This is a genomic window from Lachnospira hominis (ex Hitch et al. 2025) (genome assembly GCF_040096395.1).
In the GTDB taxonomy this organism is placed as follows: Bacteria; Bacillota; Clostridia; order Lachnospirales; family Lachnospiraceae; genus Lachnospira; species Lachnospira hominis.
The window spans coordinates 363,325-379,644 of record NZ_JBBMES010000001.1 but is presented as its reverse complement, the minus strand read 5'-3'; the positions used below and the strand labels follow the sequence as shown (position 1 = coordinate 379,644).

14 protein-coding genes and 1 pseudogene are annotated in these 16,320 nt (G+C 36.6%); 3 read left to right on the top strand and 12 right to left on the bottom strand.

Going from position 1 to position 16,320, the window contains the following annotated elements:
• From WMO38_RS01720 to asd, 8 genes and pseudogenes are all read right to left on the bottom strand, one after another.
• Window positions 1-183, bottom strand: a pseudogene (locus WMO38_RS01720) (IS256 family transposase); the annotation flags it as partial.
• 271 nt (window positions 184-454) lie between these two features.
• Complete coding sequence (locus tag WMO38_RS01715) at window positions 455-1,465, bottom strand: GGGtGRT protein (protein ID WP_186836130.1); 1,011 nt, start codon at window positions 1,463-1,465, stop codon at window positions 455-457.
• 15 nt (window positions 1,466-1,480) lie between these two features.
• Window positions 1,481-2,185 carry an iron-sulfur cluster assembly scaffold protein gene (locus tag WMO38_RS01710; RefSeq protein ID WP_186836131.1) on the bottom strand — a complete coding sequence of 235 codons (705 nt, stop codon included), beginning with the start codon at window positions 2,183-2,185 and terminating at the stop codon, window positions 1,481-1,483.
• Window positions 2,186-2,324: 139 nt separating this feature from the next.
• Window positions 2,325-2,999, bottom strand: a complete 675-nt coding sequence (locus tag WMO38_RS01705) for an LbetaH domain-containing protein (RefSeq protein WP_021866244.1) — start codon at window positions 2,997-2,999, stop codon at window positions 2,325-2,327.
• 44 nt (window positions 3,000-3,043) lie between these two features.
• Window positions 3,044-4,864 (bottom strand): glutamine--fructose-6-phosphate transaminase (isomerizing), encoded by a 1,821-nt coding sequence (gene glmS / locus WMO38_RS01700; RefSeq protein WP_349161186.1) that lies wholly within the window; start codon window positions 4,862-4,864, stop codon window positions 3,044-3,046.
• A 47-nt stretch (window positions 4,865-4,911) separates the two neighbouring features.
• Window positions 4,912-6,915 carry a DNA topoisomerase gene (locus WMO38_RS01695; RefSeq protein ID WP_349161185.1) on the bottom strand — a complete coding sequence of 668 codons (2,004 nt, stop codon included), beginning with the start codon at window positions 6,913-6,915 and terminating at the stop codon, window positions 4,912-4,914.
• Between the two features lie 3 nt (window positions 6,916-6,918).
• Window positions 6,919-7,518, bottom strand: coding sequence for a 5'-deoxynucleotidase (gene yfbR / locus WMO38_RS01690; RefSeq protein WP_349161184.1), 600 nt, complete (start codon window positions 7,516-7,518; stop codon window positions 6,919-6,921).
• 192 nt (window positions 7,519-7,710) lie between these two features.
• Window positions 7,711-8,799, bottom strand: coding sequence for an aspartate-semialdehyde dehydrogenase (gene asd / locus WMO38_RS01685; RefSeq protein WP_349161183.1), 1,089 nt, complete (start codon window positions 8,797-8,799; stop codon window positions 7,711-7,713).
• Between the two features lie 222 nt (window positions 8,800-9,021).
• On the opposite strand from asd, the gene WMO38_RS01680 reads away from it, so the two are divergent.
• The 3 genes from WMO38_RS01680 to WMO38_RS01670 are packed head-to-tail and all read left to right on the top strand — an operon-like array spanning window position 9,022 to window position 11,414.
• Window positions 9,022-9,987, top strand: coding sequence for a TAXI family TRAP transporter solute-binding subunit (locus WMO38_RS01680; protein WP_349161181.1), 966 nt, complete (start codon window positions 9,022-9,024; stop codon window positions 9,985-9,987).
• 14 nt (window positions 9,988-10,001) lie between these two features.
• Complete coding sequence (gene gltS / locus WMO38_RS01675) at window positions 10,002-11,189, top strand: sodium/glutamate symporter (RefSeq protein ID WP_349161180.1); 1,188 nt, start codon at window positions 10,002-10,004, stop codon at window positions 11,187-11,189.
• 12 nt (window positions 11,190-11,201) lie between these two features.
• Window positions 11,202-11,414 carry a hypothetical protein gene (locus WMO38_RS01670; RefSeq protein WP_349161179.1) on the top strand — a complete coding sequence of 71 codons (213 nt, stop codon included), beginning with the start codon at window positions 11,202-11,204 and terminating at the stop codon, window positions 11,412-11,414.
• A 138-nt stretch (window positions 11,415-11,552) separates the two neighbouring features.
• On the opposite strand, the gene WMO38_RS01665 is transcribed toward WMO38_RS01670, so the two are convergent.
• The 4 genes from WMO38_RS01665 to WMO38_RS01650 all read right to left on the bottom strand — a co-directional run bounded on the left by WMO38_RS01665 (window position 11,553) and on the right by WMO38_RS01650 (window position 16,209).
• Complete coding sequence (locus WMO38_RS01665) at window positions 11,553-13,631, bottom strand: ABC transporter permease (protein WP_349161177.1); 2,079 nt, start codon at window positions 13,629-13,631, stop codon at window positions 11,553-11,555.
• Window positions 13,621-14,388 carry an ABC transporter ATP-binding protein gene (locus tag WMO38_RS01660; RefSeq protein WP_021866234.1) on the bottom strand — a complete coding sequence of 256 codons (768 nt, stop codon included), beginning with the start codon at window positions 14,386-14,388 and terminating at the stop codon, window positions 13,621-13,623. The genes WMO38_RS01665 and WMO38_RS01660 overlap by 11 nt, the downstream gene beginning before the upstream one ends.
• Before the next feature lie 97 nt (window positions 14,389-14,485).
• Window positions 14,486-15,538 (bottom strand): sensor histidine kinase, encoded by a 1,053-nt coding sequence (locus WMO38_RS01655; protein ID WP_349161176.1) that lies wholly within the window; start codon window positions 15,536-15,538, stop codon window positions 14,486-14,488.
• Entirely contained in the window at window positions 15,535-16,209 is a 675-nt protein-coding gene (locus WMO38_RS01650) for a response regulator transcription factor (protein ID WP_349161174.1), read from the bottom strand. Before WMO38_RS01650 ends, WMO38_RS01655 begins: the two co-directional genes overlap by 4 nt.
• Window positions 16,210-16,320: the final 111 nt, after the last annotated feature.

The window sequence follows — 16,320 nt, the reverse complement described above, 5'->3', positions numbered from 1 at the left end:
GGAATATCCTAATTCCTCATCCAGTTCTTCATCCAAAGCACCTTCCAAAAGGACAGACATCATGTCACGCATGATGCTATTTACATCGGTGTCGTCTTTGATGCTGATATCATTATTTTTCAGATAGTCACGCATCATTTCTCTCATTGCTGCTTTTTGTGGGCTGTCTTTTCTTTTTGCCATAAAAATAACCTCCAAACTGAGTAATTTTATCTTACATCAGTTTGGAGGTTTACACAAACTTTGGGATATTCCCTAATTTTTCTCCTTATGAATCGCACATTTTCATCATTCAAATCTTATTTTTATTTTATCTTCATCTTTTTTCCAAATTACAGACATTAATTGAGATTTCATATATTCTAGGGTATTTCATTATTGATGCCATACGCACGTAAAAAAGCCGCAATCCCTTGAGACTGCGGCTTTTATGCATGTTTTTAAACTTTCACAATTAGAACTTGCCGTTGTCAGCAGCTTCCTGAATCGCAACTGCAACTGCTACTGTAGCACCAACCATAGGGTTATTACCCATACCGATAAGACCCATCATCTCAACATGAGCAGGAACTGAAGAAGAACCAGCGAACTGAGCATCTGAGTGCATACGTCCCATAGTATCTGTCATACCATAAGAAGCAGGACCTGCTGCCATGTTATCTGGATGAAGTGTACGACCTGTACCACCGCCTGAAGCAACTGAGAAATACTTCTTGCCTGCTTCAAGTCTTTCCTTCTTATATGTACCTGCAACTGGATGCTGGAATCTTGTAGGGTTTGTTGAGTTACCTGTGATAGAGATATCAACATTTTCTTTCCACATGATAGCAACACCTTCTGTTACATCATTAGCACCGTAGCAGTTTACCTTTGAACGAAGACCATCTGAGTAAGCAATTCTTTCGATTTCCTTAACTTCACCTGTCTTGTAATCCATCTCTGTCTCAACGAATGTAAATCCGTTAATTCTTGAGATAATCTTAGCTGCATCTTTACCAAGACCATTTAAGATAACTCTTAATGGTTTTTTACGTACCTTGTTAGCCTTTTCTGCGATACCGATAGCACCCTCAGCAGCTGCGAATGACTCATGACCTGCAAGGAATGCGAAGCATTCTGTATCTTCCTCAAGAAGCATCTTACCAAGGTTACCATGACCTAAACCAACCTTACGCTGATCAGCAACTGAACCCGGAATACAGAAAGCCTGAAGACCTTCACCAAGAGCTGCAGCGGCTTCTGAAGCCTTTCTTGCACCCTTCTTGATTGCGATTGCAGCACCTACAGTATAAGCCCAGCAAGCGTTCTCAAAACAGATTGGCTGAATTCCCTTTACCATGTTATATACGTCTAATCCAGCATCCTTTGTAATCTTCTCTGCTTCTTCGATTGAAGAAATGCCATAGCTGTTTAATACTGAATTAATTTTATCTATTCTTCTTTCATATGATTCAAATAAAGCCATTGTCGTATCTCCTCCTTACTTTACTTCTTCGTCTGTTCTTGGATCGATAATCTTAACAGCATCAGCAACTCTGCCGTACTGTCCACAAGCCTTTTCATAAGCTGTGTTAGCATCGTCACCCTTCTTGATGAAATCTGTCATCTTACCAAGGTTTACAAACTTGTAACCAATAATCTGGTTATCCTTGTCAAGAGCGATACCTGTTACATAACCTTCTGCCATCTCAAGATAACGAGGACCTTTTGCAAGTGTACCATACATAGTACCAACCTGTGAACGAAGTCCCTTACCAAGATCTTCAAGGCCTGCACCAACTGCAAGACCGTCTTCTGAGAATGCACTCTGAGTTCTTCCGTATACAATCTGTAAGAAAAGCTCTCTCATAGCTGTATTGATAGCATCACAGACAAGGTCTGTATTTAATGCTTCCATAACTGTTAAACCTGGTAAAATTTCTGATGCCATAGCTGCTGAATGTGTCATGCCTGAACATCCGATTGTCTCAACTAATGCTTCCTGAATAATACCTTCCTTAACATTTAATGTAAGTTTGCAGGCACCCTGCTGTGGAGCACACCAGCCCACACCATGTGTAAAGCCTGAAATATCCTTAACTTCCTTATTCTGTACCCATTTTCCCTCTGTAGGAACTGGAGCGGCACCATGATGAACGCCCTGTGCTACTGGACACATGTTTTCTACTTCCTGTGTATAAATCATTTTCATACTCCTTTCGTAATCTAAAGGTTCTTCTTTATGTACTTCTCTATCCGTACTTTGATTATTTTCTCACAAACCTTCCGAATAGTCAACGACCTTTACGTATTTTTACATTAATTTCATGTTTCTTTGAAACAATTTAATCATTATTCTTTTCTACAATTTCATTTTTATTTTTGTAAATACTTTTAGCAGGAACACATCCACGCACACTTGAAAGCGGATAAATATTAGATTCTCTTCCGACTATCGTACCTGGGTTAAGAACACTTCCACATCCAACCTCAACATTATCTCCAAGAAATGCTCCTATTTTCTTAATTCCTGTCTCAACATTCCCGTCCGGTCCTTTAATTACAATAAGCTTTTTATCAGATTTCACATTAGATGTTATCGAACCTGCACCCATATGTGCCCTGAATCCCAATATTGAATCTCCCACATAATTATAATGCGGCACCTGAACTTTGTTAAACAAAATTACATTTTTAAGTTCTGTAGAATTACCTACAACTGCACCCTCGCCTACAATTGCATTTCCACGTATAAATGCACAGTGACGTACTTCTGCATCCTTTCCTATTATGCATGGTCCGTTGATATATGCCGAATCAAATACTTTTGCACTTTTGGCAACCCATACATTTTCCCCTCTTTTTTCATATTCTGATTCAGGAAGTGTATTTCCAAGTTTTACGATAAAATCGCCTATCTTTGATAAAACTTCCCACGGAAATGTACATCCGTCAAAAATATCTGCTGCAATTGTCTCGTTCAAATCAAAAAGCTCACTTATTTTTATACTGTCATTCATAATATATAATTCCTCACACTACCACCAGATTTATTTTATACTGCCTATTCAACCGTTACTGATTTTGCCAGATTTCTCGGCTTATCAACATCATTTCCTTTAAGAACAGCTGTGTAATATGCTATAAGCTGAAGCGGAACAGCTGCAACCATCGGCATTAACATCTGTTCTGCTTTTGGAAGCCTGATTATATAATCTGCAACTTTATCTTCAACAACTACATCTTCGCCGCAGACAAGTATAACCATAGCACCTCTTGCCTTGACTTCCTTAATATTGCTTATTGTTTTTTCTTCAAGGTCTTTTTGTGTAACAACAGCAATTACAGGCATGTTTTCAGTTATAAGTGAAATTGTGCCGTGCTTTAATTCACCGGCAGCATATGATTCAGAATGAATATAAGAAATCTCTTTTAACTTTAATGAACCTTCCATGCTTGATGCATAATCAAGACCTCTTCCTATATAAAGAAGGCTGTCTGCATTAAGAAGCTTTGAAGCAATAAACTGACAGTCTTTTTCAAGACCTATTGCCTCTTTGATAACCGAAGGAATATTTTGAAGTTCTTTTGTATATTTCTCACACTGTTCTTTAGAAATCCTTCCTGTTCCGTATGCAAGTTCAAATGCAAGAAGATACATAACTGAAATCTGAACCATATATGCCTTTGTAGATGCAACCGAAATTTCAGGACCGGCATGAGTATATACTACCATATCAGCGGCTCTTGCAATTGATGAACCTTTTACATTAACAATTGCGAGTGTATCGGCACCATTTAATTTTGCAAGTTCAAGTGCTGCCTTTGTATCAGCAGTTTCTCCTGACTGTGAAATCAATATTACTAAATCACCCTTGTCAATAAGAGGGTCCCTGTATCTGAATTCAGACGCAATATCCACTATAACAGGTATTCGTGCCAGCTTTTCAATAACATACTTTCCAACCATTCCTGCATGCATAGCAGTTCCACATGCAACAATATATATTTTATTATATGAACTTAACTTAGCCGCATCAAATCCTTCTGCGGAAAAATCCGGCATTGAATCCGTGATTCTTGGTGTTATCGTTGTCTTTACTGCTGTAGGCTGTTCATTAATTTCTTTTAACATAAAATGCTCATATCCGCCTTTTTCGGCAGCATCAACATCCCAATCAGCAGTATTAAGCTTCTTTTCAAGTCTTTCTTTATGGATGTTAAAAAACTCAATATTTTCTTTTGTCAAAACAGCAATATCATTAGTATCAAGCAGATAATAATCCCTTGTATACTGCATAATAGCCGGAACATCTGATGCAATAAAGTTTTCATGCTCACCTTTTCCAACTATAAGAGGACTATCTTTTCTTACTGCAAATATTCTGTCAGGAAAATCCCTGAACATTATGCCAAGTGCATATGAACCTTTAATTTCTGCAAGCACTTTGATAATTGTATCAACAGGGTCTCCCGTATAATAATAATCAAGAAGCTTTGCAACTGTTTCAGTATCAGTCTCACTTACAAAACTGTATCCCTCAGATATAAGAAATTCCTTTATCTGTCTGTAATTTTCTATAATTCCGTTATGTACAATAGTTACACGTTTATTACCATGTGGATGTGAATTAATATCAGATGGTTCTCCATGTGTTGCCCAGCGTGTATGACCGATACCTACATGACCATAAGGCTTTCCGTCTGCTGCCATCTTGTTTCTAAGATTTTCAAGTCTTCCCTTGCACTTTTCAACCTTAATCACACCATTTTCAAGAACAGCGATTCCTGCTGAGTCATAGCCTCTGTATTCAAGTTTTTCAAGCGAATTTACTAAAACATCAGCACAATCCCTGTCTCCGATGTAACCAACAATACCGCACATAAATACTCCTTTTCCGTGTATACAATATTATTTACTGAAAATACACTCTATTTATAATTTTTAGAAATTTCATTAAATCTTCCAACAAGCTGTGACTGGTTATTAAGCCTCATAACCGCAACTGTACGTCTTCTTACAAAACCTTCAAGTTTTTGAAGATACTCATCAGATGTAATGGAACCTTCAGCTACATAATTAAGACCTTTTTCCCAGCTCGCTGTAAGTTCAGGATTTAGAAGATGAACTATAGACTTTTCAACAACTTCATATATAATCTCTCCCAGCTGTGTAGGCGTTATTATCTGTGTTTTCTTATTAGTTGAAATATATCCTATATTATTAAGTTTCTTTAAAATCTCTGCACGCGTTGCACTCGTTCCTATACCGGAACCTTTTATCTGTGCTCTCAATTCCTCATCCTCTATAAGCTGTCCTGCATTTTCCATTGCAAGAATGATAGAACCGGAATTATACCGCTTAGGCGGTGATGTCTCACCTTCTTTTATATCAAAACCTACAAGACTGAGTTTATCATTTTTTCTGCACTTTTTCAATGCCTCAAGTAAAGCCGCGTCAGCCTTGCCGTCATCTGTGCCGTTGCCATCCGGATCATCCTGTTTTGATGCTTTTGCAAATGAATTTTTTGCCACTTTAAGATACCCCTCATCTACAAGCACTTTAAATGATGCGTTAAAACGCTCATTTTTACATTCAAGTGCCAGCGAAACCCTGCTGTATACAGCCGCCGGATAAAATATGCTAAGAAATCTTCTCACTATAATCTCATACGTCCTTGCTGCAGTCTGTGAAAGATTCTTCAATGCACCAAGCCCCTGTCCCGTCGGTATTATCGCATAATGGTCCGTTATTTTTTTATCGTCACAGTAACGTGTTTTTTCAATATTTTTAAATTTTTCACCTGAAATTATATCCTGTGCAAATGCTTTTACCGGCTCATAATTTATAAGTCCTGAGATATTTTTACTTATCTCTTTACAGACCGCACTTGATAAAACTCTGGCATCTGTTCTTGGATATGTAACAAGCTTCTTTTCATAAAGTTCCTGAATTATATTGAGTGTCTGGTCCGGACTAATTTTAAAAAGCTTTGAACACTCATTCTGGATTTCAGCAAGATTGTATAAAAGCGGAGGATTCTTTGTCTCCTTTTTACGTTCTATGCTCTCAACAGTTCCTTCTGCCGGAAGAGGTTCACTAAGAAAGGCTGCAAGTTCCTCTGCATACTTTCTTTCTTTAAAACCATTTTCCTTATATAAATACGGTGTCTGATAGTATCTGCTCTTCTCAGTCACACGCCATTCTGCCTCAAATGATGACTCGGCTATCTGTGCTTTTGTTATAACACGGAAAAAAGGAGTTTTTACAAATGCACGAATCTCTCTTTCACGTCTTACAATCATTCCAAGAACACATGTCATTACACGTCCTACAGAAACAACTGTCCTGTCAGTTTTGAGATAGTTAGAAATATTTCTTCCATATTTTAACGTAAGCACTCTCGAAAAATTAATTCCCATGAGATAATCTTCTTTTGCCCTAAGGTAAGCAGCATCGCTCAGATTATTATATTCCGACAAATCTTTTGCCGTTCTTATTCCTTTTAATATTTCTTCTTCTGTCTGCGAGTCTATCCATACACGTTTTTCTTTTTTATCGTGCACGCCCGCCATCTGTTCAACAAGCCTGTAAATATACTCTCCCTCACGTCCCGAATCGGTACAGACATAGATAGTCTCAACATCTTCCCTGTTAAGCACTCCCTTTACAATATTGAACTGTTTTTCAACCGAAGGAATTACTTCGTAGAGAAATTTTTCCGGAAGAAACGGCAGTGTATCAAAGCTCCATCTTTTCAATTTTTCATCATATTTTTCAGGATAACTCATTGTTACAAGATGTCCGACACACCATGTTACAATATAATTGTCGGATTCCAAAAAACCGTCTCTTCTTGTAAAATTTTCATGCAGTGCCTTGCCGAATTCCTGTGCTACGCTCGGCTTCTCCGCTATAAATACTGATTTTCCCATAAATTAACCTTCTAACCTTGTAACTGATTCATCAAGCGTCATACTGTACGCAGGAAGGAACTTTTCCATAAAGAAATCAACTTCCTTCATATTCATATTTTTAAGATATTCTTCTATCGTAAGTTTTGCATCGGCAAAATCACTGTTACCCATCTGTTCTTCCTCAAGACACTTGATAAGTGCAGATATTTTGTCAGCCGCCTTAACATATTTCCACAATTCATTTTCCTCTTCTGTTTCAAGAAGAACACTGTCATAATATTTTCTCATTTTCTCAGGTATTCCACTCAAAAGCTCGTCTTTTGCAACACGCTCAACATCAGCATATGCCTCTCTTATCACAGGACTGTAATATTTTACCGGCGTAGGCAGGTCTCCTGTTATAATCTCTGTAACATCATGGTACATACCAAGAACAGCAAGTCTTTGTGCATCTATATTTCCGTTAAATTCTTCATTATTTATAATACCAAGTGCATGTGCTATGAATGCAACATTAAGACTGTGCTCGCAAATATTTTCATTGCTTGTGTTACGCATGGTTCCCCATCTGTTCACATATTTCATTCTTGACAGCATCGCATAAAACTGATTATTTTCCACTATATTCTCCTAACCGGGCTGCAATCCCATATTATTTCACCTGTTATCTGTGTGAAATATCATACAGTAAAAATAAACTTTTGTCCATAACAGAGATACCACACATGTGCATAATTTTTTCGTTATCACGACAAAAATGGTGACCCCTTACCGGAGTCACCGTTTTCTTTATTAAACATTTTATATTATTAATTACTTCTTTGTGATGTAACCCTGAGCCTTTAAGAGTTCAGCGATAAGAACGGCACCGCCTGCTGCACCTCTTAATGTATTATGAGAAAGACCTACGAATTTGTAATCAAATACGCTATCTTCTCTTAAACGGCCAAGTGAAATTCCCATACCATTTTCATAATTAACATCAAGCTTAACCTGAGGACGGTTGTCTTCTTCAATATACTGGATGAACTGCTTTGGAGCACTTGGAAGTTCAAGTTCCTGTGGAAGTCCCTTGAAATTTCTCCATTTTTCAATAATCTGCTCTTTTGTAGGCTTCTTTTCAAAGTTCACAAATACAGCTGCTGTATGTCCATCAAGAACAGGAACTCTGATACACTGGCATGTAATAACAGGTTCTGTTGCCGGAACAATCTGTCCATTCTCAACTTTACCCCAGAGTCTTAATGGCTCTTTCTCACTCTTTTCTTCCTCACCGCCAATGTATGGGATGATATTTTCAACCATTTCAGGCCATTCTTTGAATGTCTTGCCTGCACCTGAGATAGCCTGATATGTTGTAGCAACTACAAGCTTAGGCTCGAATTCTTTAAGTGCGTTTAATGCAGGTGTGTAGCTCTGGATTGAACAGTTAGGCTTTACACATATAAAACCTCTTGTTGTTCCGAGTCTCTTCTTCTGTGACTCGATAACTTCAAGATGTTCAGGATTGATTTCAGGTACAACCATAGGAACATCAGGTGTCCAACGATTAGCACTGTTATTAGAAACTACAGGAACTTCTGCCTTTGCATATCTTTCCTCAAGAGCCTTAATCTCATCCTTAGGCATATTTACAGCACAGAATACGAAATCTACCTTTGATACGATTTCATCGAAATCCTTATCCATATCGTAAACTGTCATCTTCTTAACATATTCAGGCATATCTACTGCCATCTTCCAACGTCCGTCTACAGCTTCTTCGTAAAGCTTGCCTGCTGAACGTCCGCTTGCCGCAACAAGCACAACTTCAAACCAAGGGTGGTTTTCAAGCAATGTTATAAAACGCTGTCCAACCATACCTGTACCACCAAGTATACCAACTCTCAACTTATCACTCATGTTAAATATCTCCCTTTTTATCTTCTTTTTGCAAATCTTTCATTCTGTCTTTCTGTGACGGACATTTGTATTTTGCACTTAGATGATACTATCATAAGTTATAAGATAATGCAACCCTATTATTAAAATTTTATTAAGAAATTTAATTTCACCGTGTTTTCTTGTCAACTTTTATGAATTAATGTAAAATATATTACAAAGAAAGTGAAAGGAACTAAACGTATGAATAAAAAATTAAGTATTCTGCTGTGTATTCCGCTTGTGCTTATGACTGTACTTGGCGGCTGTGGCTCAGCAAATAAAAACATACGCATGGGTGCCGGCGACATAGGCGGAATTTATTATTCATTTTCCGGTGCGTTTGCCGGTGTATTCAACCAGGATAACACCGCCTCAAAAATAGAACTGAAAAACACGGCAGGTTCGGCTGCCAATATTCGTCTTTTGTCAGGCAGATATATTGACTTAGGAATTGCACAGATGGATATTGCTGACAGTGCCTACAATGGCAACGGACCATCAGACGAAAAAAAATATCAGGGTTACAAAGCAATCGCAACGCTTTATACAGAGGCATGCCAGATTGTTGTAAAAGAGGATTCTGACATCTATTCCCTTAATGATTTGCAGGGAAAAACTGTAAGCATCGGCTCCGAGGAATCAGGTTCCGAGAGCAACGCAAAGCAGATTCTTAAATACAGCGGTCTTACCGACGAGATAATCAAGACCGTCAACCTTGATTACAGTGATGCTGCACAGGAATTTACCGCGGGAAAAATCGACGCTCTTTTTATCACGGCAGGAATTAAAACAACCGTAATTGAAGAGCTTTCAAAAGAATGTGATGTACGTCTTTTAAATATTGACGATAACTGCATGGACAAATTAAAAGCCGCATGTCCTTTTTATTCAGAATATATAATTCCCGCGTATACATACAACGGACAAACTGAATCGGTAAAAACACTCGGCGTCAAATCAGTGCTTCTTGCGTCCGACAGTCTTTCGAAGGATACGGTTAAACAGATAACATCATCACTTTTTGACAATTCAAAACAGCTGCAATATGCGACTTCTGTTGACATCAACCTTAATATCAGTAACGCAGCAGAAGGAATAACAATCCCCTTCCATGCGGGTGCGGCAGCATATTATTCCGAACACGGAATTGATGTTATAACAGAATAGGCAGGAGGACTCACATGCTTTTATCTTTAGATATGTATCAGACAGTCGCTGTGGCTGTTCTGGTTCTTTTACTTGGAAGTTTTTTGAAAAAAAGAATATATTTTCTTGAAAAATTCTGTATTCCCGCACCTGTAATCGGCGGTCTTTTATTTGCGATATTTACTTGCATATGCCATGTAACGGGAATTATTGAATTTACATTCGATGACACACTTCGCGAAATCTGTATGGTTTTATTTTTCACATCCGTAGGATTTCAGGCAAATCTTAAAGTCTTAAAAAGCGGCGGCAAATCAATGGCTGTATTTTTAGGACTTGTAATTACATTAATAATAGCGCAGAATTTCCTGGCTGTAGGTCTTTCCAGGCTCATGCACATCAACCCGCTTATAGGTATGTGTACAGGTTCAATCTCAATGGTTGGCGGTCATGGTACGGCAGGTGCTTTCGGTCCCGTACTTGAAGATTTTAATGTAAACGGAGCAACAACAATAAGTACAGCTGCAGCAACATTCGGTCTTATCGCAGGAAGCCTTATCGGCGGTCCTTTGGGAAAACTCCTCATTGAAAAAAGAAATCTTTTATCAACAGTAGTTCCTGAAGATGACAGCCTTCTTGTTGAAGATGAAAAGAAACATGAGCGTCACACAAGCATGTATGCCTCAGCTGTATTCCAGCTTATACTTGCAATTGGTCTCGGAACAATTTTTTCATGGATGCTTACAAAGACCGGACTTACATTTCCAATATATATCGGAGCAATGATTGCAGCAGCACTTATACGAAATATATCAGAATACTCCGGAAAAGGTACAATACACATGGGTGAAATTAATGACCTTGGTGGTATTTCACTCTCACTTTTCCTCGGTATGGCAATGATAACTTTAAAACTGTGGGAACTTGCATCACTCGCTCTTCCTCTCATAATACTGCTTTCTTCACAGGCATTGTTTATGTGTATTTTTACATATTTTATCGAATTTAATATTATGGGAAGAAATTATGATGCAGCAGTTCTTGTGGCCGGAACGTGCGGTTTTGGTATGGGTGCGACACCTAATGCCATGGCAAATATGCAGGCAATATGTGATAAGTATGCACCTTCTGTAAAGGCTTATCTTCTTATTCCTCTTATCGGAAGCCTTTTTGCAGATTTTATTAACAGCTTAGTAATTACATTTTTCATTAACTTTTTATAATGGAGGTATATTATGTTTAAGTTTGGTAAAAAACATTCTGAAAAAAAAAGCGACTATGATTTGACTTATGATAACCTGGCAATTCCGGAAATTCATACAGGTAAAAAGAAAAATGAACCCCCTGCCAATGAAGACACTCAGGATTCAGACAGTAAACACATAGACACCCAGTATGAAAATATGGCAATTCCGGAAATTCATATCCACAGACACAAACAACTATGAGAAACATGCTCTGCGAGTTTCTCAAGTTATCGCGGCAGTCGCCAAGGTCTCGTGCAAGCACGGACTTTGGCTCGTTACACGCGTAAATAAAAATACTTTAAGCCGGACAGCTTATACTGCCCGGCTTATTTTTTATTATTATGGTCTTATAATGCTTTTACTGCAAAGATATGTGATAATAAAATATCCTCCGTAAATAACAACTAGAAATACAAATGTTATACCAACCGACGCAAGCATTGAACTCATACCCATTGTCTGAAGAATCAAATTAATGAATTTAATTCCGAATACAGAATGAATTATTGCAAGAAGCAACGGAAAAGCAAAAAATATTCCAATCTGCTTAAATAACGCCATGTTGATCATTTTCTCATCAACACCGATTTTCCTAATCATTCCATATCTTTCCCTATTATCCGCACTGTCAGATAATTCTTTTAAAGCAAGTATTGCTGCACTGCTTATAAGAAATATAATTCCAAGATACAATGCGATAAATGTTACCAGTGCACCAAGTCCTACACTCGCCTCTGCCAAATCAATTTTTGAATTATATGAAAGATAGCTCGTCTGATTAAAAATATTTTTTGATATATCATCAAGTTTATTTTCTATATCATATTTTTCTTCTTTTGAATCAGCCTTATAATCCGCTGTCATTCCGCATTTATATACCTGTGCATCTGTCAGTGCGTCATCGGGTACGATAAAAATTCCATCATTTATATGCTGCGAAGCAAGTTCAATAAATCCATCCTTACATTCCTTATATTTCGGAGAATATGTTTTCCCGTTTATATCAATCTTTGTACCTGCCTTTAATGCCATATTTCTTATATCTGCCACTGTTTTAAAATTGGCAACAATTAAATATTCATTGTCACCAAGCGAATAAGTTTCATTACCGTAAAGCGTTGCAATTTTATTATAATCGCTTAATTTCATAAAATTGACGGATGACAAAAAAGAAACCATCGGATATTTTTCACGAATTTCATCTGCCAGACTTCCCAATGTATCCATTTCTTCAAGCCCGGTCTGATAAACACTGTATTCTGTCATATTTTTTAAATATTCATTAACGTCAAATCCGTTATTTTTAAGCGTATCACTTATACTAAGCTTTGAATCCTCAAGGATTTTTGTTGCCTTTTCATAATCATCACTATCCTTATCAGCTGTCGCATAAGCCTCTCTTAACGCTTCATAGCTGATTTTTGTAAACTGAATGTCTACAGGACACATTTTTTTCAAATCCGAAGACATTGAATTTTTCATTGACAAAGCAGCCGACAAAACACTTATTGTTATAAAAAGCATTAAACATATAATCGTTGTTGAAAATACCGTTGTATTAATCTTGCTGCAAAACTGTCTTAACACAAAGCTGTTAACGCCCTTGTAATATACACTCTTAATACTTGTAAATATTTTTATAAGAAGTCCCGACAGCGACCAGAATATCAAAAATGTAGCAACACAGCCCATAGCAATAGGAATAATTATCTTATCCGCCATATCCATATTTGAAAATCCGGCAGTTACCATCCAATACGCATACGAAAGAATTCCCACTCCGATTACAAATACGATTGTGCATATAACAGGATTTTTCATTTTGACTTTCTCTGTCTTTTTTCCTGCATTAAGAAGGTCTATCAGCTTGCATCTGCTTATATTCACAACATTAAATACCATTACAAGTAAATACATAATTGTGAAATATAAGAGTGTTTTCACACATGCTTTTGACGAAAATGTAAACTTGAATTTTGTCATATCCGCATCAAAAAGATTTGCCACAAGGATGCTCATAAACTGAGATAATACTGCTCCGAGAAAAAGTCCCACAACAAGTGAAACAATGCCGATTAATAATGTCTCAAAGAAAAGAATTATCGATATTTTTCTCTTACTCATTCCAAGCGTAAGATAAATTCCAAATTCCTTATTTCTTCTTTTGATAAGAAATCTGCTTGCATAAATAATCAAGAAGCCCAAAACACATGACACAAATACGCTCACACCGCTAAGCATCTCATTCATAAGCTTTATTATATCATAAACGTTCTTCCTGACATCAAGCATTACTGTCTGACTGTCAATCGCATTAAATACATAAAATACCGCAACACCAAGTATAAGAGTAAAGAAATAAACGGCATAATCTTTAAAACTCTTTCTGATGTTTTTTACAGAAATTTTAAAGAGCATTGTTCAAATCTCCTCCGAGCAGTGTTACAACATCAATAATTTTATCAAAAAATTCTTTACGGGTATTGTCGCCTTTATTAATCTCGTTAAAAATTTTGCCGTCCTTGATAAATATTACCCTGTCTGCATAACTTGCAGTAAACGCATCATGTGTAACCATAAGTATTGTTGCTTCCAGTTCTGCATTAAGATAGTTAAAACTTTCAAGTAACATTCTTGAAGATTTTGAATCGAGTGCTCCTGTAGGTTCATCAGCAAGAATCAGCTTTGGATTAGTGATAATCGCTCTAGCACTTGCAACTCTCTGCTTCTGTCCACCTGACATCTGATACGGATATTTATTTAACACTTCATAAATTCCAAGTTCATTTGCAACTTTTTTCACACGTCTGTCAATTTCACCGGCTTTTACATTCTGAATAGAAAGTGCCAGTGCAATATTTTCATAGGCTGTAAGTGTATCAAGCAGATTGAAATCCTGAAAAATAAATCCCAGCTCCTCTCTTCGGAACTTGTTTAACTTATTTCCCTTTAATCCCGTAATATCATATCCGCCAACAAATATTCTGCCGGACGTAACTTTATCAAGTGTAGAGATACAATTAAGCAGCGTGGTCTTTCCAGAGCCACTCGCTCCCATTATAGATACAAATTCGCCTTTTTCTACCTCAAAAGAAATATTGTCAATCGCTTTTGTCAGGCTCGATTTGTTTCCATAATACTTTTCAATATTGTCAATTCTAAGTATCGTTTCCATAAATAATCTGTCCTTTCATTTAGATTAATTATGTTTTACCACTTTTTATTAATTCGGTCGTTCGACTAATATTACACAACATTACAATTTTGTAACATTACATAATATTGCGTAATAATAATGTCTCTTTATAAAAATCATTTTTAAAAAACTCAATACTTACAAGTGTATACTCACCTTTTACAGATTCGATTGTTATTTTGTGTCCCAGTTTTTCACAAAGATTCTTTACTATATACATTCCCATTCCGGTAGCTTTTGAGTAGGCATGTCCATTTTCTCCCGTAAATGATTTGTCAAACACTCTTGGCAAATCGGCCGCCGGTATTCCTATTCCGTTATCATAAATATTAAGTACTGTCGATTTATCATTTTTTACGACATATATTTTTATTACGCTGCCGTCCGTTTTCTTTTCGTCACGGTATTTTATGCTGTTGCTTATTATCTGATTAAGTATAAATTCAAGCCATTTTGAATCGGTGCATACGTCAGCATCTGCATTTTCAACCTGAAAATCAATATTATTTTCAAGAATATCGTCTTTATTTTTTACCGCCACGGCCGCAATCAGCTTGGAAAGACGACAGTCGCTTATAATGTAATCTTTCTGTGCATTTTCGCTTCTCACATAATACAGAATCTGTTCAAGATAATTATTCACTCTGTTTACGTGATGTGTCATTCTTTCTGTCACATCAGGATATTTTTCTTTATAATTATGCAGAATCAAAGTCATTGATGCTATCGGAAGCTTTATTTCATGTATCCACATCTCAACATATTCTTTGAAATCCTGCGTAGCATGACAATATTTTTTAACATTTTCCACCATCGATTTATCTATATCGCTTATCACATCGTATATAATTTTACCCTCATAAAACGACGGCTCACTGAGCGTTTCCATAACTAGATATTTCTGTTCAAGATTCTGCGTATTATTTACAAACTCATCAAAATATCTTTTCTTTCTAAAAAAATCTATAAAAATTTCCGATATCCACAATAATGTAACTATAATTCCAACCGTTATTTTCAACTCAATCTGCGACTTAAACGCAGTCATAAGCAATATAACTGCAATAATAACAAATATATAAATAATAAGTGAATACAGCCTGTCTTTCAGATACTTTCCAAATTTCATACCAATATATATCCCTGACCTTTTCTTGTCTCAATAACATCTTCTATGCCTATATCTTTAAATCTTGCCCTTAATCTGCTTATATTAACAGTCAGTGCGTTATCGTTTAAATATTCTTCATTATTCCACAGTTCAGTCATAAGTTCATCTCTCGATACGATTCTGTCTTTCTTTGCCAACAGACACATAAATATTGTCATTTCATTTTTGGTAAGAAGCATCTCGTCTCTTCCGTCATTATATTTTATAACACCTTTCTGAGGCAGAATTTCCATTCCCCTGTAAAATGTGCTGTTATTTGCTGACGATGACGCTGCTCTTTTTAACAAAGCATTAATTCTTAACAACAATATTGTAGGATTATACGGCTTTGTAATATAATCGTCTGCTCCATAACTCATTGATAATACCTCGTCCGCCTCTGAATCCCTGCTTGTAACCATAATAACCGGAACATCTGTCTTTTGTCTCAAATCCCTTAACAACATCTCTCCGTTCATATAAGGGATATTAATATCAAGAAGCACCAAATCAGGCTCATTTCTTAATATCTCATCACTTGCATTTTTAAAATCAGTAAGAATTGATGCCTCATACCCTGAATTTTCAAGTAATGCTTTTAATTCTATACTTATATCTTTGTCATCTTCCACTATAAGAATCTTTTTCATCACTCTTCCTCCTGATATTAATATTTATCCATTATGATGATTATGTCAAGCAGAAAAGAATTGTTCCGTCCGTAAGCTGCACAGGACTCGTTAATATTAAAAAAATATCGC